This window comes from Ruegeria arenilitoris, assembly GCF_013031355.1.
Taxonomy (GTDB): domain Bacteria; phylum Pseudomonadota; class Alphaproteobacteria; order Rhodobacterales; family Rhodobacteraceae; genus Ruegeria; species Ruegeria arenilitoris_C.
Map to the genome: position 1 here is coordinate 44,156 of NZ_WPZO01000002.1, position 20,953 is coordinate 65,108.

23 protein-coding genes and 1 riboswitch are annotated in these 20,953 nt (G+C 60.1%); of the genes, 10 read left to right on the forward strand and 13 right to left on the reverse strand.

The features are described from left to right. Positions 1 to 4: 4 nt before the first annotated feature. From GOX63_RS05825 to GOX63_RS05855, 7 genes are all read right to left on the reverse strand, one after another. On the reverse strand, positions 5 to 1,099 hold the full coding sequence (locus GOX63_RS05825) for a Zn-dependent alcohol dehydrogenase (protein ID WP_170326997.1): 1,095 nt from the start codon (positions 1,097 to 1,099) through the stop codon (positions 5 to 7). Between the two features lie 82 nt (positions 1,100 to 1,181). Beyond that, positions 1,182 to 2,381, reverse strand: coding sequence for a TCR/Tet family MFS transporter (locus tag GOX63_RS05830; RefSeq protein ID WP_170326996.1), 1,200 nt, complete (start codon positions 2,379 to 2,381; stop codon positions 1,182 to 1,184). Between the two features lie 71 nt (positions 2,382 to 2,452). Further along, positions 2,453 to 3,175 (reverse strand): alpha/beta fold hydrolase, encoded by a 723-nt coding sequence (locus GOX63_RS05835; RefSeq protein WP_170326995.1) that lies wholly within the window; start codon positions 3,173 to 3,175, stop codon positions 2,453 to 2,455. A gap of 12 nt (positions 3,176 to 3,187) precedes the next feature. After that, positions 3,188 to 3,976, reverse strand: coding sequence for a 3-oxoadipate enol-lactonase (gene pcaD / locus GOX63_RS05840; protein WP_170326994.1), 789 nt, complete (start codon positions 3,974 to 3,976; stop codon positions 3,188 to 3,190). A gap of 58 nt (positions 3,977 to 4,034) precedes the next feature. Continuing rightward, positions 4,035 to 5,009, reverse strand: a complete 975-nt coding sequence (locus tag GOX63_RS05845; protein WP_170326993.1) for a threonine ammonia-lyase — start codon at positions 5,007 to 5,009, stop codon at positions 4,035 to 4,037. Continuing rightward, on the reverse strand, positions 5,006 to 5,833 hold the full coding sequence (locus GOX63_RS05850) for an alpha/beta fold hydrolase (RefSeq protein ID WP_170326992.1): 828 nt from the start codon (positions 5,831 to 5,833) through the stop codon (positions 5,006 to 5,008). Before GOX63_RS05850 ends, GOX63_RS05845 begins: the two co-directional genes overlap by 4 nt. Further along, complete coding sequence (locus GOX63_RS05855; RefSeq protein WP_170545090.1) at positions 5,833 to 6,519, reverse strand: haloacid dehalogenase type II; 687 nt, start codon at positions 6,517 to 6,519, stop codon at positions 5,833 to 5,835. Before GOX63_RS05855 ends, GOX63_RS05850 begins: the two co-directional genes overlap by 1 nt. A gap of 127 nt (positions 6,520 to 6,646) precedes the next feature. Between GOX63_RS05855 and GOX63_RS05860 the strand changes: the two genes are divergently transcribed. Then, a complete protein-coding gene (locus tag GOX63_RS05860; RefSeq protein ID WP_170326990.1) occupies positions 6,647 to 7,075 on the forward strand; it encodes an FKBP-type peptidyl-prolyl cis-trans isomerase in 429 nt (142 codons plus the stop codon). A gap of 23 nt (positions 7,076 to 7,098) precedes the next feature. Here GOX63_RS05860 and GOX63_RS05865 read toward each other — a convergent pair whose 3' ends face one another. Genes GOX63_RS05865 through fabA form a run of 4 tightly spaced genes read right to left on the reverse strand, consistent with a single transcriptional unit; the run spans position 7,099 to position 9,911 of the window. After that, the gene (locus GOX63_RS05865; RefSeq protein WP_170326989.1) at positions 7,099 to 7,284 is read right to left on the reverse strand and encodes a hypothetical protein; all 186 of its coding nucleotides are present in this window, start codon (positions 7,282 to 7,284) and stop codon (positions 7,099 to 7,101) included. A gap of 59 nt (positions 7,285 to 7,343) precedes the next feature. Beyond that, positions 7,344 to 8,135 carry an enoyl-ACP reductase FabI gene (locus tag GOX63_RS05870; RefSeq protein WP_170545093.1) on the reverse strand — a complete coding sequence of 264 codons (792 nt, stop codon included), beginning with the start codon at positions 8,133 to 8,135 and terminating at the stop codon, positions 7,344 to 7,346. Positions 8,136 to 8,140: 5 nt separating this feature from the next. Beyond that, complete coding sequence (gene fabB / locus GOX63_RS05875; RefSeq protein ID WP_170326987.1) at positions 8,141 to 9,370, reverse strand: beta-ketoacyl-ACP synthase I; 1,230 nt, start codon at positions 9,368 to 9,370, stop codon at positions 8,141 to 8,143. A gap of 31 nt (positions 9,371 to 9,401) precedes the next feature. Then, positions 9,402 to 9,911, reverse strand: a complete 510-nt coding sequence (gene fabA, locus GOX63_RS05880; protein WP_170326986.1) for a bifunctional 3-hydroxydecanoyl-ACP dehydratase/trans-2-decenoyl-ACP isomerase — start codon at positions 9,909 to 9,911, stop codon at positions 9,402 to 9,404. A 188-nt stretch (positions 9,912 to 10,099) separates the two neighbouring features. Between fabA and irrA the strand changes: the two genes are divergently transcribed. Beyond that, a complete protein-coding gene (gene irrA, locus GOX63_RS05885) occupies positions 10,100 to 10,516 on the forward strand; it encodes an iron response transcriptional regulator IrrA (protein ID WP_170326985.1) in 417 nt (138 codons plus the stop codon). Positions 10,517 to 10,518: 2 nt separating this feature from the next. Here the strand turns inward: irrA and GOX63_RS05890 are convergent, their stop codons facing one another. Then, a complete protein-coding gene (locus GOX63_RS05890) occupies positions 10,519 to 11,409 on the reverse strand; it encodes a LysR family transcriptional regulator (RefSeq protein ID WP_170545096.1) in 891 nt (296 codons plus the stop codon). A gap of 87 nt (positions 11,410 to 11,496) precedes the next feature. Here GOX63_RS05890 and GOX63_RS05895 point away from each other — a divergent pair, with 87 nt between their 5' ends. After that, positions 11,497 to 12,294: a phytanoyl-CoA dioxygenase family protein gene (locus GOX63_RS05895; RefSeq protein WP_170326983.1), complete on the forward strand. Its 798-nt coding sequence runs from the start codon at positions 11,497 to 11,499 to the stop codon at positions 12,292 to 12,294. Between the two features lie 2 nt (positions 12,295 to 12,296). Here GOX63_RS05895 and GOX63_RS05900 read toward each other — a convergent pair whose 3' ends face one another. Then, on the reverse strand, positions 12,297 to 13,160 hold the full coding sequence (locus tag GOX63_RS05900; RefSeq protein WP_170326982.1) for a hypothetical protein: 864 nt from the start codon (positions 13,158 to 13,160) through the stop codon (positions 12,297 to 12,299). A gap of 120 nt (positions 13,161 to 13,280) precedes the next feature. Here GOX63_RS05900 and miaB point away from each other — a divergent pair, with 120 nt between their 5' ends. From miaB to metK, 7 genes are all read left to right on the forward strand, one after another. After that, positions 13,281 to 14,600: a tRNA (N6-isopentenyl adenosine(37)-C2)-methylthiotransferase MiaB gene (gene miaB / locus GOX63_RS05905; protein WP_170326981.1), complete on the forward strand. Its 1,320-nt coding sequence runs from the start codon at positions 13,281 to 13,283 to the stop codon at positions 14,598 to 14,600. A 243-nt stretch (positions 14,601 to 14,843) separates the two neighbouring features. Then, positions 14,844 to 15,548 carry an outer membrane protein gene (locus GOX63_RS05910; protein WP_367647196.1) on the forward strand — a complete coding sequence of 235 codons (705 nt, stop codon included), beginning with the start codon at positions 14,844 to 14,846 and terminating at the stop codon, positions 15,546 to 15,548. 143 nt (positions 15,549 to 15,691) lie between these two features. Next, positions 15,692 to 16,714: a PhoH family protein gene (locus GOX63_RS05915; RefSeq protein WP_170545099.1), complete on the forward strand. Its 1,023-nt coding sequence runs from the start codon at positions 15,692 to 15,694 to the stop codon at positions 16,712 to 16,714. A gap of 33 nt (positions 16,715 to 16,747) precedes the next feature. After that, entirely contained in the window at positions 16,748 to 17,242 is a 495-nt protein-coding gene (ybeY, locus tag GOX63_RS05920) for an rRNA maturation RNase YbeY (protein WP_170545101.1), read from the forward strand. Positions 17,243 to 17,277: 35 nt separating this feature from the next. Next, the gene (locus GOX63_RS05925) at positions 17,278 to 18,165 is read left to right on the forward strand and encodes a hemolysin family protein (RefSeq protein WP_170545104.1); all 888 of its coding nucleotides are present in this window, start codon (positions 17,278 to 17,280) and stop codon (positions 18,163 to 18,165) included. Then, the gene (gene lnt, locus GOX63_RS05930; protein WP_170545108.1) at positions 18,162 to 19,658 is read left to right on the forward strand and encodes an apolipoprotein N-acyltransferase; all 1,497 of its coding nucleotides are present in this window, start codon (positions 18,162 to 18,164) and stop codon (positions 19,656 to 19,658) included. Before GOX63_RS05925 ends, lnt begins: the two co-directional genes overlap by 4 nt. Before the next feature lie 42 nt (positions 19,659 to 19,700). Further along, positions 19,701 to 19,749, forward strand: a riboswitch (SAM-SAH riboswitch). 5 nt (positions 19,750 to 19,754) lie between these two features. Further along, the gene (gene metK, locus GOX63_RS05935) at positions 19,755 to 20,936 is read left to right on the forward strand and encodes a methionine adenosyltransferase (protein WP_170545110.1); all 1,182 of its coding nucleotides are present in this window, start codon (positions 19,755 to 19,757) and stop codon (positions 20,934 to 20,936) included. Positions 20,937 to 20,953: the final 17 nt, after the last annotated feature.

Below are 20,953 nucleotides of genomic sequence, written 5' to 3' on the forward strand. Positions count from 1 at the left end.
GCCGTTACCCCCTATCGAACAGGACCACGTTGCGCTTGGCCGATCCGGTCTTGGTGTCCTCGATCGCCTCGTTGATCTGATCCAGAGACCATCGGCCCGAGATCAACTCGTCCAGCTTCAGCCGCCCCTGTTCGTAGAGGTCGATCATCCATGGAATATCACGCTGAATGACCACATCGCCCATTTTCGAACCGACCACGCCTTGTCCCAGTGCGGCCAGCACAACGGGTTCGTAGCTGGACATATCGCCCGAATGCGGCATGCCGATCATGATGGCTTTGCCACCCCGGCCCAAATAGCGCGGGGCCTGATCGTAGGCTGGTATGGCACCAACGGTGATCAGAACCGCATCTGCACCGCGCCCGCCCAACGCCTTGAAGGCAGCCTTCCACGGTTGCTCGAGGCTGGCCAACACGCCATGCGTTGCGCCGAACTCTTTGGCGATCTCCAGTTTCTCTTCGGTCATGTCGACCGCCACGATACGCCGCGCACCGGCAAGACGTGCGCCCTGAATCGCGTTCAGACCAACACCACCCGCGCCGATCACAACCACATCCTGACCGGGGCGGAGCTTGGCCGCATTCACCGCTGCACCAACCCCGGTGATGACGCCGCAAGACAGCAGGCTGGCTACATCCTTAGGCATGGTTTCGGGGATTTTCACGATCTGCCGGTGGCTGACCACAACCTTTTCGGCAAAGGCCCCGCAGGCCATTGCCTGATCCAAGGGGCCGCCATCCGCCGTGCGCAGCGGACCGTTGACCGAGTCGTAAGGCGTCTCGCAGATCGTCGGCTGACCGCCTGCGCAGGACGGGCAGGACCCGCAAGCGCGGATCAGAGTGACCACGACCGCGTCGCCCACCTCAAACCCGCCGACCGAGTCTCCGGTCGCGGTAATCACGCCAGCGGCCTCGTGCCCGTAGACGGCGGGCAAATACCCGCCCCAAGCGCCGCTGGCATAAGTGATGTCCGAATGGCAGATCGCCACCGCATCCAGTGTCACCTCGACCTCTCCGGCGCCGGGTGGTGCAATCTGGATGTCTTCGATGACCAAAGGTTCGTTGAACGCTCTGCAGACGGCGGCTTTGATGGTTTGCATTCTTGTCCCTCATTCCCTTTGGTCCACGGTGGCGCGGGAAAGTCAGTGTCGCAAGATGGAAACCGTCATCCGGGTGTCGTTGTTACGCCACGACAGGGCGCGACCGCAAAAACAATGCGAATCCGAAGATCATCAAGAGCATCGCCAACAGGAACGGTGCCCCGGGTAGGTAAAGCGACGCATCAGCCTGAGCGAACTGCGCGAACACGCTGGTCATCACCAGCGGGGAAATCACCATCGACAGCGCGTGCAGAGAGGTAAGCACCCCCTGCAACTCGCCCTGCTGAGAATCCGGCGTGGCACGGGATGTCAGGGCCTGCAGGGCAGGTGTGACAACCGCCCCAAGCGCTGTGACCGGGATCAGCATCAGGGCAATGAAGCCGTTGGTCAGGAAAGCCAACAGCAGAAAGCTGGCGATCTCGAACCCCATGCCGTAGATGATCGTCACCCGCTCACCCAGATACCGCGTTGCGGGTCGGATCAGGCCCCCCTGAACAGCGGCCATGCCGATGCCGTAGACACCCAGCGACAGACCGATCATTTGTGGTGACCAGCCGAAACGTTCCGTGGTGAAATAGGCCCAAATCGCGGGGTAGACATAAATCGACACCGAATACAGGAAATAGACCCACAGCATCGGGCGGATGCCGGGCAGTGTGGCAATGGCGCGCAGCGAGTTCACCGGGTTGGCGCGGCGCAGGCTGAAAGCCCGGCGGGTTTTGTCGGTGACTGTTTCGGGCATCACCAGCAGACCGACCAGAAACGTCAGGGCTGACAGACCGGCGGCGGCCCAGAAAGGGGCGCGGGTGCCGTATTCGCTTAGCAACCCGCCGATCACCGGGCCCAGCACGAAGCCTACGCCGAAGGCTGCGCCCAGCAGACCGAAATTCGCAGCCTTCTCATGTGGTTTCGACACATCCGCCATGAACGCAGCGGCGGTGGCATGGGTGGCCGCCGTGATGCCGCCAATGATACGCCCGGCTAGCAGCAGCCAGATGCTGCCTGCAATGGCCATCACCACGTAGTCCAGCGACATCACGAACAGCGACACCAACAAAACCGTGCGCCGCCCATAGGCGTCAGACAGGTTCCCCAGAATCGGACCGAACACAAACTGCATCGCTGCGAATGCGGTACTGAGGACACCACCCCAGATCGCCGCATCGGCCAGAGTACCGCCCTGAACCTCGACAATCAGGTCGGGCATGATCGGCAACACCAGACCGATGCCCATGGCGTCGATCATGACCGTACCGAGAACGAAGATAAAAGGCAGACGCATGGCACCCATTCGCGAGTTTCGCCCGGACCCTATCATGCTTGGTTCACATGTGAAGTGTCTGTTACGCGGGGTTATGCCGCCGGCAGCTTTCGTTCCAGATCGTCCAGAATTTCCGCCAGATGGCGAGGGTGCGAAAAGAACGGAGAATGAGAGCTGTTGATCGTCGCGCGCAATTCTTCGGGCGCGGCGTGGCTCATTTCTTCTTCGTATTCCGTCGGGATCGTGTGGTCATCCGTTGCGCGGATATAGGCCTTGGGGACACGCGTGAAATTCTCTGTCAACGGCAGAGGGGTTTCCTGCGGGGCAATCGCTTGCGGGCACAGGCGCGCAAAGGCAAAGGGCACGACCTCTGGCGGGCAATCGTGGTAGAAAAGGTCGCGCACTTTTTCTGGTCTGACCGTATAGGACAGGCCGTCGATGGATTTCTCGACCGCATCGACAATCAGTTGGCGTGGGGCCTGTCTGCGCATTTCAACCATGGACAGACCGTCCCTTGGAACATAGGCGCACAGATAGATCAGCGCGCGCATGGCTTTGGGGTTTGCCTCCGCGGCTGCACTGATGGGATAGCCGCCCCAGGAATGGCCGACCACAACCGTTTGCGGGGTCGAGGCCGCCAGCACCACATCCCGGCAGCTCTCCAGCGTGACGTCGGCAATCGGCGTCGGGTCCGAGCCGTGGCTGGGCATATCGATGGCCCGCGCCGAATGACCCAGAGCCTCAAGCGCGGGGATCAGATCGCGCCAGCACCAGGCGCCGTGACAGGACCCATGGACCAACAGAAAATCTGCCATTGTCACGCTCCTTCAAATATGTCCGATGTCGGTCAGGAAGCCGCGCAGCAGGGCCGCGTATTCCGCCGGTTGTTCGACGCAGGGCAGATGACCCGCCCGGCGCATCAGTTCGAATTTCGAGCCGGGGATCAGATCGATGGTCTCACGCACCAGATCCGGCGGGGTCGAGCCATCCTCACTGCCTGCTATTCCCAGCGTGGGCAGGCGCAGGCCGCTGGTGGGGGTGTAGAAATCCGTGCCCGAGATTGCGGCGCAACAACCCAGATACCCGTCGACCGGCTGCCGCACCATCATGTTGCGCCAAAGCAGATGATCAGGCGCGGCGCGGAATTTCTTGGAAAACCACCGTTCCATCGTCGCATCGGCCAAGGCTTCGATACCGCCCTGACGCACCGCGTCCATCCGGTCCTGCCAGATCGAGGGGATGCCGATTTTGGCAGCCGTATTCGACAGCACCAGCGCGCGGACCTGATCCATCCGCTTCACCGCCAGACCCTGCGCGATCAGCCCGCCGATGGACAGGCCGACAAAAACACTATCCCGCACGTTCAGGTGATCCAGCAGCGCCTCGGCATCGCGTACCAGCGCGCCCATGGAATAGGGGGCCGGGGGTTGCGAGGACAGCCCGTGCCCGCGCTTGTCATAGCGGATGATCCGCAGCCCTGCGGGCAGATGGGGCAACATCGCGTCCCAAAGGCGCAGATCGGTGCCCAGTGAGTTGGCAAAAACTATCGGCGCACCATCCGGATCACCATCGACCCGATAGTGCAACTGCACTTCACCAAGATCCAAGATCTGCATGACTCAATCCCCGTCGCCATACGTTAAGTCGTCACAGTGACCCAATCATTGATCCATGTCAGGTCAGGTATTCCAGTGCTTTTCCAAAGACTTCGGGGTCCGTATTGCCCCCCGAGGCCACAACGATCACCGCATCGCCTTCGATTTCGTCGCTGCGAAACAGGGCCGAAGCCAGCGACACCGCACCGCCCGGTTCCAGCACCAGTTTCAGCCTCAGGAAGGCCTGCGCCATGGCCCGCATCGCTTCTTCTTCAGAGACCGACAAGCCCGGCCCGCACAGTCGTTTCAGAATCGGAAAGGTAATCTGCCCTGGCTGCGGCGTCAGGATCGCGTCGCAGATATTGCCCGAAGTCGCGTTGTTGTTCTGGATCTGACCCGTCGCCAGCGAGCGTTTGACATCGTCGAACCCCTCGGGTTCACACGTGCGGGCGCGCAGGCCGGGCGCATGAGCCTCCAGTGCCAGCGCAATTCCCGAGGTCAGTCCACCCCCGCCGCAGCAGACCAGCACATCGGCCCGTTCAACGCCCATTTCGGCGGTTTGCCGGGCAAGCTCCAACCCGGTAGTGCCCTGACCGGCAATCACCTGCGGTTCGTCATAGGGGCGGATCAGAGTCAGGCCGCGCTCAGTGGCCAGCGCCTCGCCAATCTCTTCGCGGCTTTCGTTGGCGCGGTCGTACAGAACCACTTCGCCCCCCAGCGCACGGGTGTTGTCGATCTTCAGCTGCGGCGCGTCCGAAGGCATAATGATCACCGAAGAAGTCCCGTGCCGTGCTGCGGCATAGGCCACACCCTGCGCATGATTGCCCGAGGAAAAGGCGATCACGCCGCGTTTCCGATCCGCCTCATCCAGTGCCGAGATCGCCGACCACGCGCCTCGAAACTTGAAGCTGCCGGTATGTTGCAGGCATTCGGGCTTCACCAGCACCCTGCGTCCGGCCAGTTCGTCCAGAAAGGGCGAACTCAGCAGGGGCGTTTCCCGAACGTGGCCCTTCAGCCGCGCGGCGGCGGCTTCGATCATTTCCAGTGTGCTCATGCGGCGTCCAATACCTTGCGGATAAGCTCCAGTGACTGCGATTCATCCAGAAACGGAACATGCCCGCGATCCGGAACTTCTACAGAGATAAGACCGGGATGGCGCTTGTGCATCTCGGTCAGCGTGTCCTTGCCCAGCACGTCCGAGTTCGCGCCCCGAATGACTCCGGTGGGGATGTCGTGCAGCGCCTCGAAGAACATCCACATATCCGGGATGGCCCCGGCAGCGGCCTGATCCAGCAAGGCCTTGCGCAAGGCGGGATCATAGCGCAGGGCCAACCCGTCCTCGGTCTGCTCATACTGAATCTCGGCCTGCTGACGCCACCGGCAGAGGGGGACGCCAGGGAAATGCGGCTCCATCACTTGCTGCAGGGATTGAGCGGCTTCGTCGTATGTCTTCGCCACCGGTTGCCGGCCGACATAATCCATGATCTTGGCCATGCCCGAGGTCTCGATCACCGGTCCAACATCCGTCAGCACCACGGCGGACAGGCGTTCGGGGTGGCTGGCCGCCAAAGCCATCGCAATCAGACCGCCGCGCGAGGTGCCCAGTACAGCCACGCGATCCAGCCCCAGATGATCTAGCAATTCAATCGCGTCATGGGATTCGCGCAGAACATTGTAGTTCATGAAATCCGGGTCAAACTCCGACTGCCCGCGCCCCCGGTAATCCATCGTGATCATCCGCAGATCAGTGATATGCGGGGCAAGGAACGAGAAATCCCGGCTGTTGCGGGTCAATCCGGCCAGACACAACACCGGGGTCCCGGACCCGGTGTCGGTATAGTAGAGGCGCCTGTCATCGGAAGTTGTGAAGAAAGCCATTAAAGTCCAGCCAGTTGAGGGATCGTCGTCAGGTCGGACAGTACATGCGCTGGTGTCCATGGCAAGCGGTCCATCGGTTCTTTTGCCCGATTGACCCATGCGGTCACGAACCCATAGCCACTGGCACCTGCAGCGTCCCAGCCGTTCGAGCTGACAAACAGCACCTCATCGCGATCTCCGCCAAACCTTTGCTGCACCAGATCATAGACACTGGAATGGGGTTTGAAGACGCCGACGCTTTCGACCGACAACACATCGTCCAATACGTCGCCGATCTCTGCTGATTGCACAGCGCCATCCAGCATGGGCAGTGACCCGTTGGACAGGATCGCGGTGTTCAGCCCGCCGGCTTTCAGATCGGCCAGCATTTTGGGGACCTCGAGGTAAGCCTGCAACTCCCAATACAGGTCCAGCAACCGCTGGCGCAGGACCGGGTCGCCCTCCAGCCCGGTGGCCTCCAGCGCCCAGTCCAACCCGTCTTGCGTCACATCCCAGAAATCGGCATGGGCATCGGTGATTGCGCGCAGCCAGGTGTATTGCAGCTGTTTCAACCGCCAGTGATTGGCCAATTCGGGCCATTTCTGCTGCAATTTCTCGAACCCTGGTTCGCCCGCCGCCTGCCGTGCGGCGGCGGCGACATCGAACAGCGTGCCATAGGCGTCAAAAACGCATGTGGTGATTGGCATCAGTACCCCTCCCTTGATCGCGCGCAGGTTGGCACAAGAGTTGCAAGCGCAAAAGGGGGGAGGGTTTACAAAGCCGTGTCACTCCCTAGGCTTGGCCGCTTAAACCCCTAACGGCCGGAGGCCACCTATGACCGAGATCAAACAAGGCGATACCGTTCGCATCCATTACACAGGTACGCTGTTGGACGGCAACGTGTTCGACAGTTCCGAAGGGCGCGATCCGCTGGAGTTCGTGGTCGGGTCAGGCCAGATCATCCCCGGGCTGGATACGGCCATGCCCGGCCTGACGGTGGGTGAGAAAAAACGGGTCGAGATCGCCTGCGTAGACGCATACGGCCCGATCAATCCTGCCGCGCGCCAGCAGATCCCGCGTGAAGGCATCCCGGACGACATCCCGCTGGAGCCCGGCACCCAGCTGCAGATGCAGACGCCGGACGGGCAGGCGGTGCCAGTGACCGTGGTGGACTCTGACGAAGCGACCGTCACGCTGGATGCAAATCATCCGCTGGCTGGTCAGGACCTGATTTTTGATATCGAAGTTGTTTCAGTCAACTGACCGCAGAAGGTCAGTGTAAAGGATCAGCCTGAAATCAGGCTGGTCCACGATGTAAGGGCCGCACGCACATCTGGTTGCGTTAAGAACACAAACAGCAGCAGCAGCACGGTCAGGCTCAGCAACGCGATACGACCGCGTTGCCCCAGAAAACCCTGTTTGCGCCGGGAAGCCCGAGAGGTGTTCGAGAGGATTTGTTCTGCTTTGCTCATGCCGTTATCCGTGCCCGCGAAAGATGGTCAAATCTTGGCGCGGGCAGGGAAAGATCGGGTCACATGTGATCGGGCTGCGGCATACCCAGAACGTGGAAGCCGCCGTCGACTTTGATGATCTCACCCGAGGTGCAGGCACCGGCTTCGGATGCAAGATAAACGGCGGTGCCGCCAACGGCCTCAAGCGTTGCGTTCGAACGCATTGGCGCGTTCTGATCGCAGAACTTATAGGTCTTGCGTGCGCCACCAATGGCCGCGCCCGCCAGCGTCTTCATCGGGCCGGGCGAGATGGCGTTGACACGGATGCCTTCGGGGCCAAGGTCGTTTGCCAGATAGCGCGTTGCCGATTCCAGCGCGGCCTTGGCCACACCCATTACGTTATAGTTCGGCACAACCCGGTTCGACCCCTGATAGGTCAGCGTGAGCAGCGTGCCGCCATTGTCCTTCATCAGCGGATAGGCGCGACGCGCAACCTCGATAAAGGAATAGGCTGAAACATCCATCGAGTGCTTGAAATTCGCCCGGGTGGTGTTCAGGAAACGGCCGGTCAGTTCTGACTTGTCCGAGTAAGCAATCGCGTGAACCACGAAATCAATCGTCGGCCAGCGTGCGCCCAACTCGTTGAACGCGCGGTCCAGCGACTCGTCATCAGTGACATCGGCATCCACCATGAAGTCGCTGCCGAGGCTTTGGGCGAGCGGCTCCAGCCGTTTGCCGAATGCCTCACCTTGGTAGGTGAAAGCCAGTTCCGCGCCGGCCTCGTGCATCGCCTTGGCAATGCCCCACGCAATCGAGCGGTCGTTGGCCACGCCCATAATCAGGCCGCGTTTGCCCTTGAGAAGATCCGACATCATGTTCACCCGTTATATTTTGACAGAACCATGGACCCGTTTGTGCCGCCAAAGCCGAAGCTGTTGGTCATGACACTGTCCAGACCTGCGTTTTCAACTACTTGAGTTGCAATTTCACCGGGCAGGATGCCTTCGGCAAGTGTGTCGACGTTGATCGACGGAGTAATAAAGTCATTGTCCAGCATCAGCAGACAGAAGATGGCTTCCAGCGCACCAGCGGCACCCTGTGCGTGGCCGGTCATCGACTTGGTCGAGGAAATCGGCGGCACGTTGCCCTCACCAAAGATGCGGCGGACGGCTTCGACCTCACCGACATCGCCGACCGGGGTCGAGGTGCCGTGGGCGTTGATATAATCGACCTTGCGGCCTTCGGGCATGGTCGCCAGCGCCAAACGCATCGCGCGCTCGCCGCCTTCTCCCGAGGGGGCAACCATGTCGTGACCGTCCGAAGTGGCGGCATAGCCGGTGACTTCGGCGTAAATCTTGGCGCCGCGCGCCAGCGCATGCTCCAGATCCTCAAGCACGACGATGCCACCGCCGCCCGAGATCACGAACCCGTCGCGATCCTGATCGAACGCGCGCGAGGCTTTTGCCGGCGTATCGTTGTATTTCGAGGACATCGCGCCCATCGCGTCGAACAGGCAGGACAGAGTCCAGTCCAGCTCCTCGCCGCCACCGGCAAACATAACGTCCTGCTTGCCCAACATGATCTGTTCCGCCGCGTTGCCGATGCAGTGCAGCGAGGTCGAGCAGGCCGAAGTGATCGAGTAGTTGATGCCCTTGATCTTGAACGCGGTCGCAAGGTTCGCGGAAATCGTCGAGCACATGCATTTCGGCACCGCAAACGGGCCAATCCGCTTGGTCGCACCGGTTTTCAGAACGGTCTGATGCGCCGTCAGCATCGCACTGGTCGACGGACCACCGGACCCGGCAACCAGACCGGTGCGCGGGTTTACGACCTGCTCTTCGGTCAGGCCGGAATCGGCAATCGCCTGGCTCATCGCGATATGGGCATAGGCGGCACCGGGCCCCATGAAGCGCAGGGTGCGCTTGTCCACATGCTCGGACACGTCGATCTTCAGCGATCCGGCGATCTGGCTGCGAAAGCCGTGTTCGACCATCTGTTCATTGGCCTCGATGCCGGACTTGCCGGCCTTCAGCGAGGCCAGAACCTCTTCGGCATTGTTCCCGATGGAGGAGACAACCCCCAGACCGGTGACAACTACTCGACGCATGTGCGTGCTCCTTATTTCAGGCCGGTCCGGCTTAGGCTTCGGACAGAACGACTTTCATGTCTTTGACGTCGTAAATCATTTCGCCGTCCGCTTCGACGATACCATCCGCCACACCCATGGTCAGGCGGCGGGTCTGAATCGCCTTTTTGAAATCGATTTTATAGGTCAGCATCTTGCGGTCCGGGCGCACCATGCCGGTCAGTTTGACCTCACCCACGCCCACGGCCATGCCGCGACCCTGCCAGCCGCGCCAGCCCAGGTTGAAGCCCGTCAGCTGCCACAGACCGTCCAGTCCAAGACAACCGGGCATGATCGGGTTGCCGGGGAAATGGCAGTCAAAGAACCACAGGTCCGGGGTGATATCGAACTCGGCCAGAACGTGACCTTTGCCATGCGCTCCGCCATCGGCCGAGATATCGGTGATCCGATCCATCATCAGCATCGGCGGGGCGGGCAACTGCGCATTACCGGGGCCGAATAATTCGCCTCGGGCGCATTTCAGCAGATCGTCCTTGTCAAAGCTGCTCGGGAATTGGGCCATTCTGCCGCCTCTCCTGCCAGGGGTCCGTTTCTCTAATCTGGCCTCACCTAGCACCCGTATGCAAGGTCCTGCAAGAGCGGTCGCCCACATCATGTTGTGTTCTGGACATTCTTTGCGAATGAATTTCATTTGAAATTACCTGACCTGAGCACTTATATATAAATCAGCAACAATCGGGTTTCGGATTCATGACACCTCAAAGCCAGAGCAGAGCCACGAATTGGTTGGTCGACGCAGGATTGCGTCCGACGCGTCAGCGTATGGCTTTGGCCGAGTTGCTGGTCGGCGACGGCCGCCACCGCCACGTGACGGCGGAAAGCCTGTTTGAATCGGCGAAAAAGAACGGCGATGCTGTGTCTCTTGCAACCGTCTACAACACGCTGCGCGCGTTTTGTGAGGCTGGTGTTTTGCAGGAAATCACGGTGGACGGGTCGAAAAGCTATTTCGACACCAACACCCATGATCACCCCCATTTCTACTGGGAAGATGAAAGCCGTCTGAGCGATGCACCCTCAGACCAGTTGGTGATTCAGCGCCTGCCCGATGCCCCCGAAGGGGTTGAGATCGCGTCAGTCGATGTCGTGATCCGTCTGCGGAAGAAATAACCTCACGTTACCAAATTTATCAGCGCCCGCTCAGCGACTGCAATCTGCGCGTCAGTGGGCCCTGTGCCGTGTCGAGCCAGTACAACGGGTTCGGCCGCAAACGGATCCGAGACTGGCAGGCTCAACAGCGACATCCCGTCATAGCTGACTTTGGCAGGCGGATTGGCATAGCTGATCGCGACGCCCTCGTTATTTGCCGCAAGGCTGCGCTGAATTTCCAATGAGGCCGCGCGGTGGGCCACTGTCGGGCTTTCTCCGATCTGACGAAACAGCCCCAGTACATGCTGTGCGGACAGACCTTCCTCGGACAGGATCAGCGGATGTGCAGCGAGATCCTGTAGGGAAACCTGACTGTTTATGGCCAAGGGGTGACCCGGCGACAAAAGCGCACGCGGAGAGCTGGTGAACAACGTGTGCCGTGTAAACGTCGCGTCCATGCTCAACCCGTAGGTCAGCGCCAGGTCGATCCGCCCGTCGATGAGGCCGGAAATCAGGCCCTCGAAACTGTCCACCCTATAGGACACCGCCACATCCGGCATCACGGCGCGCAACTGCCGCAGGGCGCGGGCCAGCAGAAACGGGGCCAAATCGACGAAACAGCCCAGCCTCAAGCGCGCCTTGCCCTTGCCGCTTTCGGCGGCGTTTTCCAAACGGGCGGCGCTGGCCAACAGTGCTTCGGCCTCTTCGATGAAGCTGCGGCCCTGCGGGGTCAATACCATTGCAGCACCGCGCCGACGGGCGAATAGGGGATAGCCCAGTTGTTCCTCGACCCGGGTCAGGGCGTTGGACAGCGCCGGTTGCGAGACATTCAGGTGCTGCGCGGCGGCGGACAGGCTGCCATGCCGTCCGATGGCGCAGACATATTCATATTGGCGCAGCGAGATATATAACATGAAGTTAAGTGTATCTTTGAAAGATATGACTTGAACAGAGGGCTTTCCCATGTGCAGATCACCCAACCCCACGGCACGGAGACAGACATGACGCACCCTCTAGTCACGCAAGAGATGATCGATACCTATCAGCAGGACGGTGTTGTCCTGATCAAAGGGCTGTTTGCCGATCACGTCGAAGCCCTGCGTGAAGGCGTTGCGGCGAACATGGCCGAGCCGGGGCCTTATGCGTCCGAAAACAAGAAACAGGGTGAAACCGGCCTGTTCTTTGACGATTACTGCAACTGGTCGCGAATTGATCAATTCCGCGAGGTGATCGAAAACTCTCCGGCGGCTGAAGTCGCGGCTGATCTGATGCAATCGCAGACCGTTCAGGTGTTCCACGACCATGTTCTGGTCAAAGAGCCCGGTACCTCGATGGCGACCCCGTGGCATCAGGACGGGCCGTATTACTTTGTCGAAGGACAACAGACGATCAGCTTCTGGTCGCCGCTGGACCCGGTGAAACAGGCAACGCTGCGCTGCGTGGCGGGCTCGCACCGGTGGGAGAAAGAAGTGTTGCCAACCCGCTGGGTTTCGGAAGAGGACTTCTTCCCCGACGAAGGCCAGTACATCCCCGTCCCGGACCCGGATGCCGAAGGCATGAAGGTTGTGGAATTCGCGATGGAGCCGGGCGATGCGGTGGCCTTCAACTACCGCACGCTGCACGGTGCGCGTGGTAATCAATCCGACAGCCGTCGCCGGGCGTTTTCGTTGCGTCTGGTGGGCGATGACGCCCGATATGTGGAGCGTCCGGGCCGGACCTCACCGCCGTTTCCGGGTCACGATATGACCCCGGGCCAGCGCCTGCGCGAAGATTGGTTCCCGGTGCTGCTACGGCGTTAGGCTCAGAACCACTGACCCGATTCGATCAGCCCCAGATCAAGCAATTGACCGGACGTCCACTGGAACGGAACCGAGTTGCGCCAGCAAAAGCTCGGGATGTCGAAAGTGGACCCGGCATTGCTTTTCAACGCCTTGGCGGCGCGGAATGAACACACGGCGGCCGTCATATTGTGATGCCACGGGCAGGAATAGGTGTTGTATTCCGGCTCGTTGAAGGTGTGGTCGGGGCGCAATTCCAGACCCTTGCGGGATTTGAACAAAGCGATCCGGTCGATACGGCGGCGTTCGTATGGAATGTGATCCTCGAACCGCCAGCGCAGACCGCCCGACATGTCCAACTGACGCTCGACCGGGTGGCCTTCGGCGTCGTGGCGGGTGTGGGCGTAATAGCCGGTGCTGTCCAGCATCGCGCGGTCCGGAGCGACTCCGTTTGGAAAGGAGTTCAGATCATCGGCATAGAGGTCAACCACGTGGCTCAGCATCGCATCGCGGCGTTCCTCGGCGTGGAAGGCCAGCAATTCGCCGATCGTGCGTGTTTCGCAAAACGGAAAGAACAGATATTCGGCGTTATAGCAGTAATACATCCAGATGCCGGACGCGGCCTGAATGATTCTGTTGATAGTGTCGAACACAACCGCGCTGGGCACGCAGGTCAGGGTGACGCGGTGGATGCGTTCGGCAAGCTCGGGGTCCAGAGCAAAGTCTTGAGGCATGAAGGCCACCACGGATTTGAACCCCAGATGCAGATGATGCCGTATGGTGCTGTCGATCTCGACCATGTCCTCGGCAAAGATCAGGGCGACCGGGCCTTTGGCCAGCGCCGACTTGCCTGAGTTCAGGAAAACGTCGAGAGAGTCGTATTGCATTGCCTGTCCGGTTCCACTTTGCTGGAATCTTCGGCCAAAATCGGGTAATCGCCCCGGCATTGCAAGCGGCGTTCGTAAGGTATAGATGACGCCGATCCCGCGAATGCAAAGGCCATATCCATGTCAGAACCCAAAAAGCTGTACATCAAAACCTATGGTTGCCAGATGAACGTCTATGACAGCGAACGCATGTCCGAGACGCTGGGCGGGCAAGGCTATGTCGAAACCCAAAGTCCCGATGACGCGGATATGATTCTGTTGAACACCTGCCACATTCGGGAAAAGGCCGCCGAAAAGGTCTATTCCGAGTTGGGCCGGTTCAAGGGTCTGAAAGCGGAAAAACCCGATCTGAAGATTGGCGTGGCGGGTTGTGTGGCACAGGCCGAAGGCGAAGAGATCATGCGCCGTCAGCCTCTGGTCGATCTGGTGGTGGGCCCGCAAAGCTATCACCGCCTGCCCGAGATGGAGGCCAAGACTCGCGCCGGCGCCAAGGCGCTGGACACGGATTTCCCCGAGGAAGACAAGTTCGAAAAGCTCAAGAACCGCCCCAAAGCCAAGCGTGGTCCGACCGCGTTTCTGACCGTTCAGGAAGGCTGCGACAAGTTCTGTGCCTTCTGCGTGGTTCCCTATACCCGCGGCGCCGAGGTCAGCCGTCCGGCGGATCGCATCATTCGTGAGGCCCATGATCTGGTTGAACGTGGCGTGCGCGAGATCACCCTGCTGGGCCAGAACGTGAACGCCTATCATGGCGCGGGCGCGAACGGCGACATGACGCTGGCCGGTCTGATCTGGGAGTTGAACAAGGTCGACGGGCTGGAGCGCATCCGCTTTACCACCTCGCACCCCAACGACATGGCCGATGACTTGATCGAGGCGCACGGGACCTGCGAAAAACTGATGCCCTACCTGCATTTGCCGGTTCAGTCGGGGTCGGACAATATCCTCAAGCGGATGAACCGCAGCCACACGGCGGAAAGCTATCTGCGTCTGGTCGAGCGTATCCGCGCGGCGCGGCCCGATATCATGATGTCGGGCGACTTCATCGTCGGCTTCCCAGAGGAAACCGAAGAGGATTTCCAGGCGACGCTGGATTTGGTGGAAGAGGTCAAATACGGCTATGCCTATTCCTTCAAATACTCGACCCGCCCCGGAACGCCTGCGGCTGAGCGGTCGCAAGTTGACGCCACGGCGGCAGATGACCGTTTGCAGCGCCTTCAAGCCCTGATCACGCAGCATCAGCGCGAGATTCAGGACGCGATGGTTGGCCGAAAAGTCAGCGTTCTGTTCGAGAAAGCGGGTCGTATGCCGGGGCAAATGGTCGGAAAATCCGAATATTTGCACTCGGTTCACGTGTCCGGCGCTGACGTCGGTATCGGTGAGCTGAGAGACGTCCAGATCACCGGATCGGGCGCAAATTCGCTTGCGGGGGAATTGATCTGATCTGATCGGCGGGTGCTGTCAGAAAACCATAGTCGGCAGTTGTTTCAAATTTTAACCCTTGATTCACTGCCGCGAACTATGTTCCGAAAAAGGCCAGACTTTTTCAGGGTCTAGCGCGCGGCGCCCCTGAGAATCCAGTTCTGTGCCGGTCCGGCTATCGGGTTGGGACGATGGAGGTTACGAGTGGAAATTCGAACACGTTTCTTAGGATCAAGCCGCCGGAGTGGTTTTTCGTCGGCACTGGTGCTTTCCCTTTTTTCCAGCGCGACTGTTGCGGGCAATCTGGAACAGGGGGTGACGGATCCTCCGATCGCCAGCCCGAAACGTTTCGGCAGTGATGTCAGTGCCTTTTATCTGGGCCTAAGTGGTGGTTACGCAACAAGCGGCACCGACCGATTCGGCCTAACGACCCCGGGCGGTACCTTCGAAATCGGAGAGCTGGACCTGAACGGCAACTATGGTGGTGTCCGCGGGGGCTGGCGCGGTGTTCTGCCCGCCATGGGCGGACGCGACTATGTCTATGGGTTCGAGCTTGGGTATGATTTCAGCGGGCTCGATGACGACGTCATGACCGACATTGGCAGCGTCACTATCACCGGTTCGTCCGAGATCTCGGACGTTCTGTCGGTTCGGTTTCGCAACGGTCTGACCAACAAAAGCGGCACGGTTTTGTATTTTGTGACGGTCGGATACGTGCAAGGTGACATCAAAACCACAAGCAGCCTGACTTCCGGGGCCACGACGCAATTGTTTGAAGACAGTGGAACTCGGGACGGGTTTTCGGCAAGCATCGGCGCTGAGCATAGCCTGAGCGAGAACTGGTCGATCACGGGTGAGTATGAATATGTCCAATTCGACTCGGACCGAGTCGAATTCAGCAATGGGTTCTCGACCAAATCCACACCGCGCTACCGCGGTCTGCGGTTTGGATTGAACTACACGTTTTGACAACCCATCCCATCTTTGGCGGTGATGTCCGGGGCATCCTTCGGCGGTTTTGCCATCCGTTTCGGAAAATTTGAAACTGTGGCTTGCGCCCACCGAGACTTGTTGTCTACGCTCAGGGTGAAACGCCAAGACAGGAGAACGGATTGGCCATCGGTGCCCTGACCCCACCGCAAGATGACATGCCCCAGCGCGAGGCGTTTGTTGAATTCCCTGACAATCGGTTGTTGATTGATTTGTGCGGCGAGTACGACCGCAATCTGACCGAAATCGAACAAAAGCTGTCCGTCCAGATTGTCCGGCGCGGCAACCAGTTGGTTGTCATGGGCGACGAGGATTCGCAGAAACAGGCCATTGAGGTGTTGCAAGCGCTTTATACCCGTCTCGAAGGCGGTCGTGACGTAGAAGCCGCCGATGTAGACCGCGAGCTTCGGATGGGCGGTTCCGAAACAGGAACCGGCAGCCGCGACGGTGACCAGCTTGAGATGTTCAAGGGCGGCACGGTCGAGATCAAGACCCGCAAAAAGCTGGTCGAGCCGCGTACGGATGCGCAAAAGGCGTACGTCCAGTCGCTGTTCAACAACGAACTGGCCTTTGGAATCGGGCCTGCGGGCACCGGCAAAACCTATCTGGCGGTGGCCGTTGGCGTATCGATGTTCATCGGCGGGCATGTGGACCGGATCATCCTCAGCCGTCCAGCCGTCGAGGCCGGGGAAAAGCTGGGCTATCTGCCGGGAGACATGAAGGACAAGGTCGATCCTTACATGCAGCCGCTTTATGACGCGCTGAACGATTTCCTGCCCGGCAAGCAACTGGCCAAGCTGATTGAGGAAAAGCGAATCGAAATCGCCCCGCTGGCCTTCATGCGCGGGCGGACGCTGGCAAACGCGTTCGTGGTGCTGGATGAGGCACAGAACGCCACGACCATGCAGATGAAGATGTTCCTGACCCGTCTGGGCGAGGGCAGCCGCATGGTCATCACGGGTGACCGGTCGCAGGTTGACCTGCCGCGCGGCGTTCAGTCGGGGCTGCAAGACGCGGAACGCTTGTTGAAGACGATCCCGAATATCAGCTTCAACTACTTCACCTCGAAGGATGTAGTTCGCCACCCGCTTGTAGCCGCCATTATCGAAGCGTATGAGGCCGACTCAGGCCGCGAGACGGGGTAATCGTCCGGGGCTGCGGGCTTTGGACGGGATGGCATGAACCTTGAACTGACGATTGAAGACACGCGCTGGCAGGGGCTGGAGCCTTTGGCCGCGCGGGCCATACGGGCGGTTTTGGATTATTGCGATTTGGACGCTGATCTGTGTGAGATCAGCCTGCTGGCCTGTGACGACCCCCGGATCGCCGAACTGAATGCGGAGTTCCGGGAAAAACCTACACCGACCAATGTGCTTAGTTGGCCCGCCGAGGAACTGGCGCCCGACCAACCGGGGCAGTCGCCGCTGCCGCCCGAGCCGGACTTCACTGGCGAAATCGCGCTGGGGGATATCGCGATCTCTTACGACACCTGCGCGCGTGAGGCGGCCGAGGCGGGCAAACCAATGGATGATCATGTCACGCACCTGATCATTCACGGAACGTTACACTTGCTGGGATACGATCACATCCACGACGCAGACGCCGATTTGATGGAAGCGGTCGAGATCGATATACTTGGCAAATTGGGTCTCGATGACCCATATAATGCTTAGACGGGCCATCAGGGCCGATTATTTGGAACAGGATCATGGGCGATACAGACGGCAGTTCTATGGCGGCGCAGAGCGCGCAACCAAAGAACAGCGGTGACAATGTCAAAGAGAAACCCGGATTGTTTTCTCGATTAGTGGACGCGTTTTCTCCACCAGACGAGGATGAAATCCACGTTGCGAACGGACACGAAGCCGACAAAGCGCAGCCGCGCGGTATGATCAACCTGCGGCGGATGCGGGTCGAGGACGTGGCCATTCCGACGGCCGAGATCATCTCGGTCCCGTCCACCATCACCAAAGAAGAGCTGGCACAGGTGTTCCGTGACAGCGGTCTGTCCCGGATACCGGTGTATGAGGGCACGCTGGATACGCCGTTGGGGTTCGTCCACCTCAAGGATTTCGCGCTGACCCACGGGTTCAACGGTGGCGGCAACGAGTTCGATCTGGTCTCGATGCTGCGGACCTTGCTGTTCGTGCCGCCCTCGATGCCGATTGGCGTGCTGCTGACCAAGATGCAGACGGAACGCCGTCACATGGCGCTGGTGATCGATGAATATGGCGGTGTTGACGGTTTGCTGACCATCGAAGACCTGATCGAACAGGTGGTTGGTGAGATTGCCGACGAACACGATGCCGACGAAGATCAGCTGTGGGTGCAGGAAAAGCCTGGTTGCTACATCGTTCAGGCCCGCGTGCCGCTGGAGGAATTCGAAGCCGAGATCGGACGCTCGCTGACCAGTCACGAGGACGTGGACGAGGAAGAGATCGACACTCTGGGCGGTCTGGTCTTCATGCTGTCGGGGCGGGTACCCGCGCGGGGTGAGGTTGTTCTGCATCCCGAAGGCCCGGAATTCGAGGTGATTGACGCCGATCCGCGCCGGATCAAACGATTGCGTGTCATGTTGCCGGATCTTGCTGCATGAACCCATCGCGGGGCTGGCCGTTTTGGTTGAGGTTCGTGCTGTCGGCCCTGCTGGGGGCGCTGGCGGCCTTTGGTCTTGCGCCGTTTGGTATTTGGGCGGCCACTCTGGTTGGGCTGCTGTTGCTTGCCCCTCTGTATCTGTCGACGGAAGCGCGGGGTCGGGCCGCGTGGTTGGGCTGGGCCTTTGCCACCGGATACTTCGCCCACGGTCTCAGCTGGATCATCGAGCCGTTTTTCGTAGATGCCGAGCGCCACGCCTGGATGGCGCCCTTTGCCCTGATCTTCATGGCAGGCGGGCTGGCCCTGTTCTGGGCGCTGGCCTTTTGGGTTGCAAGGCGACCGGGTGGAGGCGCTGTCAAACAGGCGGTTTTCCTTGCCGTGGCCGTGTCTCTGGCGGAATTCGCCCGGGGTTACGTATTGACGGGCTTCCCCTGGGCCGGGCTGGCGCAGGTTTGGGTCGATACGCCCGTAGCGCAGCTTCTGTCCTTGTTCGGACCCTATGGTCTGGGGGCTTTGACCTTGCTGGCAACACTTCCCTTAGGTGCGGCGCTCGTTCAACGCGGCGAGTTTGCGGTGCCCTTGGGCCTGACAATTGGTGCCGCCTGCCTGGCTCTGACCTATGCGGCCACCCGCCCGACTGTGGCTGAATCCGATCACACCGTCCGCCTGATCCAGCCTAACGCGCCCCAGCATCAGAAATGGGACCCGGATTATGCGCCCCTGTTCTTTGCGCGCCAGATCGAGTTCACCGCAGCACAACCCCGGCCGGATATGATCGTCTGGCCTGAAACCTCGATACCTGCATGGTTGGGAAGCGCGCAGCCATATTTGGCCGCGGTCACAGATGCAGCGCAGGGCGTGCCGGTGTTTTTGGGCATTCAACGGGGTGATGGGCCGCAAATCTACAACTCGATGATCTACCTGGACGAACAGGGCCAGCAGCAGGGCTTGTATGACAAGCACCACCTTGCGCCGTTCGGGGAATACGTTCCGTTCGGAAACCTGATGGCGAAGTTCGGGATTCACGGGATGGCAACGACCGCCGGTCATGGTTTCAGCTCGGGGCCAGGGGCTGCCTTGATGGACGCCGGTAAGCTGGGCAAGGCGCTGCCGCTGATCTGTTACGAGGCCGTGTTCACACAGGATGTCCTGTCCGCACCGGGCCGGGCCGATTTTCTGCTGCAGATCACCAATGATGCCTGGTTCGGCACGCGCTCTGGTCCCTATCAGCATCTGGCTCAGGCCCAGATGCGCGCGATTGAGCAAGGCCTGCCAATGATGCGTTCGGCCAATACAGGGGTGTCGGCGATGATCGACCCGATGGGGCGCATTGTGAACTCGTTGGCTCTGGGGCAGGCGGGTTTTGTGGATGCGAAACTGCCAGCCCCGCTGAACCGGACCGTATATGCCCGGATCGGCGATTTTCCGGTCTTTGCCCTGCTGGCGGTTATGTTTGCGCTGCTTTGGCGCAACGTCCGGCGGGAACACGCTTAAATAGCGATTGACCCTGTGATGCTGTGGGCGTATGCCCTCGCTTGCCCGTCACAACGGCTTCCTGGCGTGATGGGAAAATCTTAATGGAGCACTTTCATGTCCCGACAGAACTACACTTTTACTTCGGAGTCCGTATCCGAAGGGCATCCGGATAAGGTTTGCGACCGGATTTCTGATGCCGTCCTTGACGCATTTCTGAACGAAGAACCCGAAGCACGCGTGGCGTGCGAAACCTTTGCCACGACCGACCGTGTGGTGATTGGTGGCGAAGTAGGTCTGTCTGATCAGGAAAAGCTGCACGACTATATGGGCCGCATCGACGAGATCGCGCGCGCCTGTATCAAGGATATCGGCTACGAGCAGGATAAGTTCCACCACGAAACCGTCGAGGTGACAAACCTGCTGCACGAACAGTCCGCCCATATCGCGCAGGGCGTGGACGCCTCGGACGACAAGGATGAAGGCGCTGGCGACCAGGGCATCATGTTCGGCTACGCCACCACCGAAACCCCCGCGCTGATGCCGGCGCCGATCCAGTATTCGCACGCGATTCTGCGTCGTCTGGCCGAAGTGCGCAAGAACGGCACCGAGCCTGCGCTGGGCCCGGACGCGAAATCGCAGCTGTCTGTGGTTTACCGCGACGGCAAGCCGGTTGGCGTCAGCTCGATCGTGCTGTCGACCCAGCACCTGGACGAGTCGCTGAGCTCGGATGACATCCGTGCTATCGTCGAGCCCTATATCACCGAGACCCTGCCCGAAGGCTGGCTGTCCGCGGAAACCGAGTGGCACGTGAACCCAACCGGCAAATTCGTGATCGGCGGCCCGGACGGTGACGCCGGTCTGACCGGGCGTAAGATCATCGTGGACACCTACGGCGGTGCCGCGCCGCATGGTGGCGGTGCGTTCTCGGGTAAAGACCCGACCAAGGTGGATCGCTCGGCAGCCTATGCCGCGCGCTATCTGGCCAAGAACGTCGTTGCTGCGGGTATGGCGGAACGCTGCACCATCCAGCTGAGCTATGCGATTGGTGTGTCCAAGCCTCTGTCGATCTATGCCGACACGCACGGCACCGGCCAGATTGCCGACGCTCTAATCGAAACCGCCGTCGGTCAGGTAATGGACCTGACCCCGCGCGGCATTCGTGAGCACCTGCAGATGAACAAGCCCATCTACCAGCGCACGGCTGCTTATGGCCATTTTGGGCGCGAGCCCGACGCGGATGGCGGTTTCAGCTGGGAACGCACCGATCTGGTCGACGCGCTTAAAGCGGCGGTCTGATCTACAACCAAACAAAG

Coding starts and splice junctions, on each gene's coding strand:
- GOX63_RS05825 (WP_170326997.1), bottom strand. CDS start 1,099: ATGCAAACCATCAAAGCCGCCGTCTGCAGAGCGTTCAACGAACCTTTG.
- GOX63_RS05830 (WP_170326996.1), bottom strand. CDS start 2,381: ATGCGTCTGCCTTTTATCTTCGTTCTCGGTACGGTCATGATCGACGCC.
- GOX63_RS05835 (WP_170326995.1), bottom strand. CDS start 3,175: ATGGCAGATTTTCTGTTGGTCCATGGGTCCTGTCACGGCGCCTGGTGC.
- pcaD (WP_170326994.1), bottom strand. CDS start 3,976: ATGCAGATCTTGGATCTTGGTGAAGTGCAGTTGCACTATCGGGTCGAT.
- GOX63_RS05845 (WP_170326993.1), bottom strand. CDS start 5,009: ATGAGCACACTGGAAATGATCGAAGCCGCCGCCGCGCGGCTGAAGGGC.
- GOX63_RS05850 (WP_170326992.1), bottom strand. CDS start 5,833: ATGGCTTTCTTCACAACTTCCGATGACAGGCGCCTCTACTATACCGAC.
- GOX63_RS05855 (WP_170545090.1), bottom strand. CDS start 6,519: ATGCCAATCACCACATGCGTTTTTGACGCCTATGGCACGCTGTTCGAT.
- GOX63_RS05860 (WP_170326990.1), top strand. CDS start 6,647: ATGACCGAGATCAAACAAGGCGATACCGTTCGCATCCATTACACAGGT.
- GOX63_RS05865 (WP_170326989.1), bottom strand. CDS start 7,284: ATGAGCAAAGCAGAACAAATCCTCTCGAACACCTCTCGGGCTTCCCGG.
- GOX63_RS05870 (WP_170545093.1), bottom strand. CDS start 8,135: ATGTCGGATCTTCTCAAGGGCAAACGCGGCCTGATTATGGGCGTGGCC.
- fabB (WP_170326987.1), bottom strand. CDS start 9,370: ATGCGTCGAGTAGTTGTCACCGGTCTGGGGGTTGTCTCCTCCATCGGG.
- fabA (WP_170326986.1), bottom strand. CDS start 9,911: ATGGCCCAATTCCCGAGCAGCTTTGACAAGGACGATCTGCTGAAATGC.
- irrA (WP_170326985.1), top strand. CDS start 10,100: ATGACACCTCAAAGCCAGAGCAGAGCCACGAATTGGTTGGTCGACGCA.
- GOX63_RS05890 (WP_170545096.1), bottom strand. CDS start 11,409: ATGTTATATATCTCGCTGCGCCAATATGAATATGTCTGCGCCATCGGA.
- GOX63_RS05895 (WP_170326983.1), top strand. CDS start 11,497: ATGACGCACCCTCTAGTCACGCAAGAGATGATCGATACCTATCAGCAG.
- GOX63_RS05900 (WP_170326982.1), bottom strand. CDS start 13,160: ATGCAATACGACTCTCTCGACGTTTTCCTGAACTCAGGCAAGTCGGCG.
- miaB (WP_170326981.1), top strand. CDS start 13,281: ATGTCAGAACCCAAAAAGCTGTACATCAAAACCTATGGTTGCCAGATG.
- ybeY (WP_170545101.1), top strand. CDS start 16,748: ATGAACCTTGAACTGACGATTGAAGACACGCGCTGGCAGGGGCTGGAG.
- GOX63_RS05925 (WP_170545104.1), top strand. CDS start 17,278: ATGGGCGATACAGACGGCAGTTCTATGGCGGCGCAGAGCGCGCAACCA.
- lnt (WP_170545108.1), top strand. CDS start 18,162: ATGAACCCATCGCGGGGCTGGCCGTTTTGGTTGAGGTTCGTGCTGTCG.
- metK (WP_170545110.1), top strand. CDS start 19,755: ATGTCCCGACAGAACTACACTTTTACTTCGGAGTCCGTATCCGAAGGG.